Below are 11,175 nucleotides of genomic sequence, written 5' to 3' on the forward strand. Positions count from 1 at the left end.
GCATCTGCCTTCGCGCATTCGTCCACCCTGACACGCGGGTACAAACATACTATGACAAGAGTAGAAAAAGCAGGGATCATGTAACCGATGAAACAGGAGGAACAAACATGGGGCATAAGCTCGTTGGAATATTACTAAATGCCGATATGCACCGGGGCGTTCCCCGGCTAAAAACAGGACAGGAGTCTCTATCCAACTATGAAGAGGCCGCGGCGGCATACGGTTTAGTCCCTTGCTTCCTGAAGCTCGCGGACATCGATACGGACACAGGCTTTAGTGCCGCCTATATAAAGGGAGTTAATGGATATAAAAGCGTAGTTGTTCCTACGCCTGCTGTTATCCATAACCGGGCAATATACAGCAAAAACAGCCCGGGGATGCAGCGTCTGCTGAAGCACTATCCCCTGATTTTCAATACATGTAATCGATACGGCAAAGATGAGATCCATCAGCTGCTTGAAAAAAATACGGAGCTTCGCGAATATTTACCCGTAACAACGAGAGTCTCAGGCCTAAAAGAAATGATGAATCTTTATCCCGATCTCATTCTTAAACCTTGCCGGGGAAGTATAGGGAATGGGGTCATGCGGCTGGTCCGCAAGGGAGCTCAGCGTTGGACCTTGAGCTACCTCTCCCCTTCGATGCAGCGCTGGAGAAGTATTCCCGTCAATCAGGCGGCGTTGCCACAAGCGCTCCGCGCACGCCTAACCTCCGTGCCTTATCTTGTACAAGAACGTATTCCCCTTGCTGAGATTGGAGGACGTCCCTTTGATCTACGCGTCACCGTTCAGCGCGGCTGGGGAGGAGATTGGCAGGTCACTGGGCTCTTCGCCAAACTGGCTGCCCCAGGGGGCTTTGTCTCCAATATAGCCCGCGGAGGAGAAGCGTTAAGCTCCTCCCTCGCGCTCGAAAAGGCCTTTTCAAGATCCACAGCGGCCCACATCCGTATGTCTGTCGAAATACTTAGCCTTGCAATCGCACGGTGTCTGGAGCAAGACCTTCCCGGACTGGCCGATATCGGACTGGATATAGGCATTACTAAGGACGGACGACTCTTCTTCATAGAATGTAACGGTCGCGACCAACGCTACGGATTTCATAAAGCCGGCCTTACGGAAATTTGGAAAGACAGCTATCGCAGACCTATGGGATACGCGCGTTTTTTAATAGAAACGAACAGTACGGTATATAACAGTTATTGATTTGTCTCCTATTCTATGTCAATATAATGCAGAGCAGAGACGACCCGTATACAACCGTACTGCTGCATTATGGAAGGGAGATGGGCATGGTAAAACAATTGCTACGGCTGATGACCGAGCTATCCTCACACCGGTGGCTTTCACGGTTAATGGGATCTTTTTCTCATAGTAGAATCAGCCGTTTTCTTATCCCGGCATTTATTAAGACTTATCAAATCCCCTCCGCTCAAGCGGAGAAAAATCCTGGAGAATATCTCACTCTTAATGAGTTTTTCAGCCGCCGGCTGAAGCCGGGCATGCGGCCTATTGCAACCGACGCTGACGCTTTGGTTAGTCCCGTAGACGCAACGATTACTGCTATGGGTGACATTAACGCCGGTACGATTATGAATGTAAAAGGGCAGGATTATAAGATCGAGGATCTCCTTAATCACTCCCCGCATCTGGAGCTGTACAAGAAGGGTTTTTTCTTCGTTCTTTATTTGAGTCCTACCGATTATCACCGGATTCACTCTCCCCTTACCGGACAAAAGGTGGAGAGCGATTATATTCGCGGACGGGCCTATCCTGTCAACGATTTCGGAATGCGACATATGAAGGGTGTCCTGAACCGCAACGAACGTCTCATTACGTATATTGCCGGGAGTCACGGGGAAACCGCGGTAGTAAAGGTAGGCGCAATGAACGTCAGCAGTATCCGTTATACGGATGATACGGCTGCCGAGTGGCAAATAGGCGATGATCTGGCTTATTTTGAGTTTGGCTCCACCGTAGTACTGCTCACGGAAAGCGGTACCTTTACCCCGAGACCCAAGCTTGAGGTCAACTCAAAGGTAAAAATGGGCGAACTACTGGGAATGTTGCATCGACCTTTGTAGGGAGATTTAGGCGAATTTCAAAAAAAATTAGAGGGTGCCTCAAAAGCCATGAAATGGCTGCTGGGGTGCCCTCTAATTTTTGGGACTTCGTGTGGAGCATAGTTGCGGACGCGAACGCTCTAGCTATCGTTAGCTATCGTTAGCTATCGTTAGCTATCGTTAGCTATCGTATACCTATCGTCTAGCCGTCGTGGACCTATCGTTAGCTATCGGACCCAGCTGACCTTATACGCAGCTTTTTCACACATTTGCGCTTCTATCGGACTCCACCGCAACTATTGGCATCAAAAACGCCTTATTAGAGTCGATTCTTGGGCAATAGCGACGCTGGAGTCCGAAACTCCGCTCAAATGGCGATAAATGGGCAAATAGCGGCTGCTGAGTCCGTAAGCATTTGCAGAGCGTTGGTGGAGGTTGGTCGAAAGTTAGTTAAGGGCTAGTCGAGCGTTAGTTAAGGACTAGTCGAGGATTAGTGGAGAGCTGGTAGAGTATTGGTCGAGAATCAACGGAGAGTTGGTGGAACGTTAGCATTCAACGCTATCGGACCCAGCTGACCTTAAACGCGCCATTTTCGCACATTTGATTGGTCACAAACACACTAATAACAAAAAGGACAGCCCCAAGGCTGTCCTTTTATCTTTTCATGTAACCCACCTATTACGCCTCTTGCGCCTATTTAACCTATTAAACCTGTTATGCTTATTCAACCTGCTACGCCCTAATATGCTTATTACACCTAATACGCCTGTTACGCTTATATAACCTATTACACCTGTTGCGCTTATTTAACCTTTACGCCCCGTTTTGCTTATTACTGTACACCCGTCATACTCAATACACCTGGTACGCCTATACGCTTATTACACGCCAATTACACATGTCCCTGCTTAGCAACATCAAGCGCCTTGGCCGCTACCTGTTCCGGATCGCCTAGATAAAAGCGACTGATAGGATTCATGTCCTCATCCAGTTTGTACACGAGTGGTACTCCGGTAGGGATATTGAGCTCCAGTAATGCCGCTTCATCAATATCCTCCATAAATTTAATCAATGCACGCAGCGTATTGCCGTGGGCTGAGATAAGCACCCGTTCTTTTTTACGCAAAAGAGGTACGATCCGGTTTCCCCAGAAATCGCCTACACGATGTACAGTGTCCTCCAGGCTCTCTCCACGCGGGATATCTCCCGGACGAACACTGCTGTAGCGAATATCGTTTCTGGCATACCTAGGATCATCAAGCTCCAGCAACGGGGGTCTCACCGATAAACTCCGCCGCCAGATATGCAGCTGCTCATCTCCATATTTTAGCGCTGTCTCGCTTTTACTTAATCCCTGCAATGCCCCGTAATGGCGTTCATTCAATTTCCAAGACTTTTGCACGGGAATCCACAGCAAATCCATCTCATCCAGTACATAGTTAAGAGTTTTAATCGAGCGTTTGAGTACCGAAGCAAAAGCCAGATCAAATGTATACCCAGCGTCCTTCAACAGCTTACCAGCAGTCTTTGCCTCTTGGATACCCTTCTCAGTTAAATCCGGGTCACTCCAGCCTGTGAACAAATTCTGTACATTGTACTGGCTCTCACCATGACGTATAAGTACGATTTCGTACATTTTCTCTCTCTCCTTCCAACTATGAACCTTATATATTCTACCGACGAACAACATTATGCGAAACGTATCGCAGAAAGCTCTCACCTTAGTAATAACCCAATCGTAGAAATAAATATCTACCGCTACCTCATAGTTAGACCAATTAAACATCCTCAAAGGTACGTGAATGAGGCGTGCATGGAGCGTGAATGGTGTGTGGATATTGCGGTAAATGAGCGTATGCTTCATTGCAGAATGTGCAACAGAAAATCTTAACTTTCACTTGAAGATACATTACATTGTACTTCGTGCAATAGATTATCGTGATAATCTCTAGAAAGGCTGTTTCTCCTGAATTTGAATGTAAGATGTGCTTCAGAATTCAAATTCGACTGCTATTAGAGTCAATCTATTGTACAAAATACAACGTGAGGCACGATGAAATGCCCATCAGTTACTCTAATCTTCGACTTAAGTTCATTATATATATCATTTTCTAACAACACAAAAAAACCGGATGCCTCACGGCCCCGGCTATTTATATTTTTAGTCATATCATGCGATTCTATGCTTGCTTGTTCAATTAGAACCAGCTATCCACGACAAAAGCATTCGCCTGCTTTAACCGTTTTAAGCGGTTTCTAAAAATACCTCCGCCTCCACTCTTACAATCCGTGTTGCAAATTCTGCGTCTGATGATCATGCCAAGAGTCTCCTTCCAAGAAGTTATGTAAATTCTCTGTAAACTAAACTGCAAAGTATTTACCCTTGGTTGATCAATCTGAAACAAAAAAAGTGAATCAGCGGATCTCAGATGGACTTTTTCCGGTATATTGCTTGAACTGGCGGCTGAAAAAGAAAATGTCACGATATCCAAGCGCATCTGCTACCTCAGTAACATTCATTCCCGCGTACAGCAGTAAATGCTGAGCACGCTCAATCCGGGCTCGGATGACATAAGACTGCACAGAAGAACCCGTAAGCTCCTTGAACTTAATTGAAAAATACCGCGGTGAAAGCCCCGCACGAGCAGCAAGATCCTCTACTCGATGTGCAATCCCCGGATGCTGGCTCACATAGTTCGCTATTTCGTGAATGATTTCTGTCAAATGGTTGCTAACATAACGTTCTACTGGCTTCACACGGTCCTCCCTCAGCAGATGAATCATCAGCTGCTTCAGTACAAGCTGCCCTTCTTCCTCAGCGGCGTAAGTATCCACCAGAAATAGTCGAACGTACCTAGCAAGCAGATGTTCAAATTCAACGGTTTCTGTAAGCTCACGATAGGGCAGCGGAATATCCGTCACCTCTTCGGAGACATCAAAATGAATATATGTAAGTACAAGTGGCTTTTGCGGATTATGTGTAGCACTTGTATGGTCACCCGGACGAAAAAGGAAGCAGCTTCCCTTACCTACTTGAAAGGGTTCATCGTTACGCACAACCGTCCCTTCCCCGCTCCATACATAAAATAAATCATAATTTTGCAGCGACTTCTCTCTTTTTTGCCATTTCCAGCCCGGCTCGCATACAATCTTAGCCAGAGCCGGCAAAATAACAAAAGAGGACGGCGATGCATGCAGCATAACGTTCCCTCCTAAAAGTTTTGTTAGCATAACCTACTTTAAACCTCTTCGCAAAACTTGCTTCGTAAGCATCCGCTTTGTTTTGTTAGCAAAACCCGCCTCGTAAGCATCCGCTTAGTATTCTCAGCAAATCTGCTCTTTCTGACTTCGCAGTGTCTATATAGTTTTGTTTAGCTTAATCTACTCCGAGTTTCTTCGTCAAAATTCGTAAGCATTCGCTTAGTTTTGCATTTCATCTTCTTTATCATACCTTGTCATGTTGCATTTTGTACATCTTCCCACGCCAGATGCAGGCTTGTTATCCCTTCCTCCAGCTCCGCGGCATTCAGATGGGCAAAAGAAAAACAAGCGGCCGGCGCTCCCGGTGATAGCTGATATAACGCGGCATCTCTAAAATCCGTGCCGCGCCTAAGCGCTGCCGCTCGGAAAGCAACAAACTCTTCGCTGCTGCGCAGCCAGCGGGCATATACATGCAAGCCCGCATCACCAGGCAGCAGCTCGAAGAGCTCCTTAAGCCGTTCCGACAGCAGCGTCCTGAGGATGCGTCCGCGTTCACCATAGATGCGTGTCATCCGGCGCAGATGACGGCCATAGCCGCCTGTATTCATGAACCGCGCCAAGGCTCGCTGCTCCAGCAGCCCTACCGGCAAGGGCTCATATAGTGCCTTGGCGGCGATAGTCGGCTTTACTAAAGGGGGCGGAAGCACTGCAAAGCCGAGCCGCAGGCCTGAAAACATCGTGTTTGAAAAGGAGCCCACATATACGACCCGCTCTTCACGATCCAGTGCTTTTAAGGGCTCGATAGGACGCCCAGCCCAACGGAACTCACTGTCATAATCATCTTCAATGATTACTGCATGATGCCGCTGCGCCCATTCCAACAAGGTTCGGCGTCGTTCCAAAGGCAGTACCACACCCGTAGGAAATTGACGGCTCGGCGTAACAAACAACAGCCGGGCATCCCAATCCTCCGGAATAAGACCGTTGCCATCCAGCTCCCCTGCCAGCAATCGGCCTCCGGTGATCTCTACGGCTCGGCGAATCCCGTGAAAGCCCGGGTTCTCAACGACCGCTGAGCCTTCTGCATCCAGCAGCAGCTGCGTCAAAATAACGATGCCTTGCATCGAGCCGCTGAACAATACGATATGCTCTGCATCCGCGCGAATCCCGCGGGTAATCCGCAGATGTGCAGCGATAGCTTTCCGAAGTCCTTCATCGCCTTGAGGTGGACAAGTGCTTTGCAGCAATCCACCTTCCTTCCCTCCGGCATAAGAGAGCGCACTACGCCATTCGGAGTATGGAAAATGTTCCATCCGCATACCACTACTCTGGAAGCTCACTACTTTCTTGTTACTCTTTTCATAAAAGGGTATCGGGCGCGCAAGCAGCCGCTTTCCCCATGCCGAGATTGGAATCGTTGTCTCGCTTGCACAATCTCCTCCAGCAGCATCTGCGACTTCACTCAGAGCCCGATTCTCACCCTCACTGCGACTGGCAGCTGAAGCAAAGCTATCTTCCGATACGAATGTCCCCCGCCCCGTTTCAGTCCTTACATAACCATCAGCGAGCAACATTTCATATACCTGCGAGACCGATCCGCGTGACAGCTCATAGTGCTTAGCAAGACTTCGTGTAGACGGCAGCGGAGTGCCTCCCGGAAGTGTTCCTTCCAGTATTCCTGCACGGAGCGCGTGATATAACGCTAAATATTTGTAACGGTGTATCGCCAGATATTGATCGTATGCCAGCGTGATATTCATCGTTATCCTCCTTGACCAGCAAGTGGTCCATTAAAAACTATCTTAATTGGTCCTTTTTAATTGTCAACCACTCTACTATTCTTTAAAGAACATTTACATTGGAGCAGACGCTCTAGACTAAAAAAGAAAGAGGACGTGATCCCTATGCGCAGAAAAGAATTCAAAGTAGATCGGGAGGAAGAATTGGTCTCTTTTCTTAACGGAATGAGTTTTGGTTTTCTCGGTACAAGCGATGAACAGGGGCAACCGCGGGTGACACCGCTGAATTTTGTATATACAGATGGTTGTTTCTATTTCCATGGCAGTCATGCTGGTGGCAAAATGAAGTCGATCCGCAATCAGCAGAAGGTCTGCTTTACGGTAGCGGATGAGTATGCCCTTATCCCGTCTTATTTTAGCGATCCCGAGCTGGCCTGCCCAGCAACCGCCTATTTTAAAAGTGTGACCGCCTACGGCACAGCCGAACCTGTTGAAGACATTAGTGAAAAAGCCAGTGTACTCTCCTTATTTATGAAAAAGCTCCAGCCCGAGGGGGGTTATGATTCCATCGATGCAGAGGACCCTAAATATCGTCCCCGTCTAAAGGGTGTTGCCGTTGTGCGCATTACCCCCGAGGAGATCACTGCGAAGTTTAAGTTTGGGCAAAACCTAAAAGAAGAAGAGCGCTCCGGCATCATTTCCGGCCTGTCTGAAAGAAATAATCCGCGTGATGAAGAAACGATAGAAATGATGAAAAAATACTGCCCTTTCCACGCCGAATGATATTTTTTAAAAATCGTATCTTTCCAAGTGACGGTTGCAATTGGCGGTGATATAATGTTAGGCAATGTTAACAGTATGTTATCCCCAAAGAACCCTGGAAGGATGAAACTGATGAATCCACTAGCTGGACAATTAAACGAAAGTATCAAAGCAGGAAATGAACATGTGTATGATATGCTCTCTACGCTTGGCAAAGAGATTTACTTCCCAAAAGAGGGCATCCTGAGCCAATCCGCTGAAGCAGGAGCTCACGCCAAGAAATACAACGCAACCATCGGTATTGCTACTGAAGGTGGCGTACCTATGCACCTCGGCGTCATTCAGGATAAACTCTCCGCTTACAGTCCTAAGGATCTTTATAGTTACGCCCCTCCGGCAGGTAAACCAGAGCTGCGTACTGTATGGCGTGAAAAGATGCTGCGCGAAAATCCATCGCTAGAAGGTAAAACCATCAGCAATCCCGTTGTAACCAATGCCCTGACTCACGGGCTTAGCATTGTCGCTGACCTCTTCGCAGAGCCAGGTGACGCGATTATCTACCCGGACAAGAACTGGGAGAACTACGAATTAACCTTCGGAATCCGCCGCCATGGGGAGACCGTTAACTATCCGCTGTTCACAGAAGAAATGACGTTTAACAGTGCAGGTCTGGAAGACGCGCTGCTTGCTCAAAAAGAATGCGGCAAAGCGATTGTGCTGCTGAACTTCCCTAACAATCCTACCGGATATACTCCAGGGATTAAGGAAGGCGATGAGATCGTTGCAGCTATCCTTCGTGCGGCTGAGGAAGGCATCAACGTTGTTGTTGTAAGTGATGATGCATACTTCGGGTTATTCTTTGAGGATTCACTTAAAGAATCGCTGTTTGGCAAACTGGCTCATCTGCATCCTCGTGTGCTTCCAATCAAGATTGACGGTGCGACCAAAGAAGAATTTGTCTGGGGCTTCCGTGTGGGTTTCATCACTTATGCCTCGGAGGACAAAGACCTGCTGGCAGCATTGGAGCAAAAAACACTAGGCATCATCCGTGCCACCATTTCCAGCGGTGCGCATCCTTCGCAGACCTTCGTACTAGACGCCTTGAAATCTCCGGAATTCGAAGCACAGAAGGAAGAGAAGTTCCAGATCATGAAAGGCCGTGCGAATAAAGTAAAAGCACTGCTGGATAGCGGCAAATACGGCGAGGATGTGTGGACGTATTATCCTTTTAACTCCGGTTACTTTATGTGTCTGAAGCTGCACACAGTTGCGGCTGAAGATCTCCGGCTTCACCTGATTCATAATTACGGACTAGGCACTATTGCTTTGGGTGAAACTGACCTACGTATTGCTTTCTCATGTATCGAAGAGGAACAGCTCGAAGATCTTTTCGATCTTGTATACGCAGGTGTTCGCGATTTAGAAAAAGCCTAACTGAACTTTATATAGCTTACAATCAGCTCCGTTTTCATGGAGCTGATTTTTTTTGTACACGAATCCGACATTGGCCTATACACGCCCCTCTCTCCGCACATACAATACGATGTACTCAAGTACAACACACACACCGAAAGGGGAATGAACATGAGCGAAGAAGTTAGAGGCGGATATGGATGTTGTGGAGGTGGCCCATTCACTAGCACTGGCGCCATCCTGGTTCTCTTTATCTTGCTGGTTATCATCAGCCGTTCACTTTTTGTCTAACCATTAATGACAGTCTCGGGAGAGAGCTCTAAGCTCTTTCCTATTTTCAATCCCTTTTTTTCACAATAGACGTGGGTGTCCAGTAGGTCATGATAATGGCTGCTGTGACGTCTGCGTCTTTTTTTAAAAATTCCACCTTGTTCTTAGCACCAACCGCACCAACCTTCGTTACCTCAGATCACATTTGCCCGCACAAAAGCAGCTATCGGACACCGCAAACCCTAAAGGCAGTATAATCCCATATTTGGTTTCCTTACGGACCCCATGGACCTCTGTCAAGAAAGTGGACAGTCACGCAACAGACATTCTAGTCAATTGCTCAGCAAAACGAACTGGAGAAAGATACCCCAGCGCGCCATGCATTCGCTTGCGGTTATAGTAAAACTCAATATATTGAAAAAGTGTCTGGTAGGCTTGCTCCTTAGTTTTGAATCGCGGATTACAATAAATGAGCTCCTTTTTCAAAATGCTGTGCCACGACTCGATACAGGCGTTATCATAACAGTTACCTCTGCGGCTCATGCTGGACTCCATGCCATACGCTTTCAACTGCTTCGTGTATTCATGAGAAGTATATTGAGAACCTCTATCGGAGTGATGTAATAGACCCTTTTCCGGTTGTTTAGCTTCGTAGGCATCTTGTAAAGCGCCCGAAATCAAGCTAGTTTCCATATGGTTCTCCAAACGCCACCCCACGATTTCGCGCGTGCAAAGGTCCATCACACTAGCCAGGTACAAGCGCCCTCCCCGGCAAGGAATGTACGTAATGTCGGTAACCCATACTGAATTGGGTTTGCGTATTTTAAATTGCTGGTTCAGCGTATTCGGGGCAATCGGATGGTCATGATTGGAGTCAGTGGTCTGTACCCGATACGTTTTGGAGACAATGGAGCGAAGTTTCATATGTCGCATGTACACACTCACCGTGCGTTCGGTAACGGTATAACCTTCTTGATGTAACAGGCGGGTGATCTTCGGACTCCCATACCGCTTTTGATGGTCTGTAAAATGATACTGAATTCGCTTCATTATCGCAGCCTTACGAAGCATATGCGTACTGGTTTTTTCTGTCCGCCACTTGTAGTACCCGCTCCGTGACACATGTAGGGTCATGCACATCTTCTCCAAGAGAAACTCGGAGCGATGTTTTTCAATAAACTGGAATCTCAGTTCCTTGGTTTGCTGAAGATGTGCACTGCTTTTTTTACGATCGCTAATTCCTCTTCCACATCGGCAATCTTGTTATCTTTTTCTTGAAGTTGACGGCTCATTTCTTTCAACTGTGCCTCGAGTTCCCGTACTCGATCCATGCTAGCCGCCGGTTCATTCTTTAGTTCTCGATACTGGCTCATCCATTGATGCAGGGTACTTTTTGGGATGTTGAGCTCTTCCGCCAAGTCGCCCACTGTCTTTGTTTGCTCTTGAATGAACTGCACTGTCTGTTTTTTAAATTCTTCGTTATACCGTTGTCGATGTTCTCCCATGTGAACACACCTCCGTGGACTCATTATCGCCAGTCTGTTAACTACTGTCCACTTTTTATTCTAGCTTCACCAAAGCCGTTATTGGCATGCCAAACCCCAAATATGAACCTCTTCATCAGAAATAACGCCACTGGGGTCTGAACTTCCCCGATAAAGGTTATATATTTGCAAATAACGTCAACTGGGTCCGTAAGCCTCAGGGGATAATTATGATCGGCGGCGGAGG

General features: G+C 47.4%; 10 protein-coding genes. 5 read left to right on the forward strand and 5 right to left on the reverse strand.

From position 1 onward, the window contains the following. Nucleotides 1–107: 107 nt before the first annotated feature. Together NST94_RS24620 and asd are read left to right on the forward strand one after the other, a co-directional pair. On the forward strand, nt 108–1,202 hold the full coding sequence (locus tag NST94_RS24620) for a YheC/YheD family protein (protein ID WP_076280560.1): 1,095 nt from the start codon (nt 108–110) through the stop codon (nt 1,200–1,202). Between the two features lie 86 nt (nt 1,203–1,288). Next, on the forward strand, nt 1,289–2,080 hold the full coding sequence (asd, locus tag NST94_RS24625) for an archaetidylserine decarboxylase (protein WP_076195251.1): 792 nt from the start codon (nt 1,289–1,291) through the stop codon (nt 2,078–2,080). Between the two features lie 871 nt (nt 2,081–2,951). On the opposite strand, the gene gpmA is transcribed toward asd, so the two are convergent. From gpmA to NST94_RS24640, 3 genes are all read right to left on the reverse strand, one after another. Further along, complete coding sequence (gpmA, locus tag NST94_RS24630; RefSeq protein WP_076127912.1) at nt 2,952–3,695, reverse strand: 2,3-diphosphoglycerate-dependent phosphoglycerate mutase; 744 nt, start codon at nt 3,693–3,695, stop codon at nt 2,952–2,954. Between the two features lie 779 nt (nt 3,696–4,474). After that, on the reverse strand, nt 4,475–5,260 hold the full coding sequence (locus tag NST94_RS24635) for an AraC family transcriptional regulator (protein ID WP_036679782.1): 786 nt from the start codon (nt 5,258–5,260) through the stop codon (nt 4,475–4,477). Nucleotides 5,261–5,514: 254 nt separating this feature from the next. Then, complete coding sequence (locus NST94_RS24640) at nt 5,515–7,020, reverse strand: PLP-dependent aminotransferase family protein (protein ID WP_339281395.1); 1,506 nt, start codon at nt 7,018–7,020, stop codon at nt 5,515–5,517. 144 nt (nt 7,021–7,164) lie between these two features. Here NST94_RS24640 and NST94_RS24645 point away from each other — a divergent pair, with 144 nt between their 5' ends. The 3 genes from NST94_RS24645 to NST94_RS24655 all read left to right on the forward strand — a co-directional run bounded on the left by NST94_RS24645 (nt 7,165) and on the right by NST94_RS24655 (nt 9,465). Continuing rightward, nucleotides 7,165–7,782, forward strand: a complete 618-nt coding sequence (locus NST94_RS24645; protein ID WP_076184750.1) for a pyridoxamine 5'-phosphate oxidase family protein — start codon at nt 7,165–7,167, stop codon at nt 7,780–7,782. Nucleotides 7,783–7,893: 111 nt separating this feature from the next. Next, complete coding sequence (locus tag NST94_RS24650) at nt 7,894–9,195, forward strand: aminotransferase class I/II-fold pyridoxal phosphate-dependent enzyme (protein WP_339281396.1); 1,302 nt, start codon at nt 7,894–7,896, stop codon at nt 9,193–9,195. 150 nt (nt 9,196–9,345) lie between these two features. Then, nucleotides 9,346–9,465 carry a YjcZ family sporulation protein gene (locus tag NST94_RS24655; protein WP_212592220.1) on the forward strand — a complete coding sequence of 40 codons (120 nt, stop codon included), beginning with the start codon at nt 9,346–9,348 and terminating at the stop codon, nt 9,463–9,465. Nucleotides 9,466–9,756: 291 nt separating this feature from the next. Here NST94_RS24655 and NST94_RS24660 read toward each other — a convergent pair whose 3' ends face one another. Together NST94_RS24660 and NST94_RS24665 are read right to left on the reverse strand one after the other, a co-directional pair. Next, nucleotides 9,757–10,683, reverse strand: a complete 927-nt coding sequence (locus NST94_RS24660) for an IS3 family transposase (RefSeq protein ID WP_143766422.1) — start codon at nt 10,681–10,683, stop codon at nt 9,757–9,759. Further along, nucleotides 10,632–10,949: a transposase gene (locus NST94_RS24665; RefSeq protein WP_076301905.1), complete on the reverse strand. Its 318-nt coding sequence runs from the start codon at nt 10,947–10,949 to the stop codon at nt 10,632–10,634. The genes NST94_RS24660 and NST94_RS24665 overlap by 52 nt, the downstream gene beginning before the upstream one ends. Between the last annotated feature and the right edge of the window lie 226 nt (nt 10,950–11,175).

The sequence above is a fragment of the Paenibacillus sp. FSL H8-0282 genome, from assembly GCF_037963825.1.
Classification (GTDB): Bacteria; Bacillota; Bacilli; order Paenibacillales; family Paenibacillaceae; genus Paenibacillus_AQ; species Paenibacillus_AQ odorifer.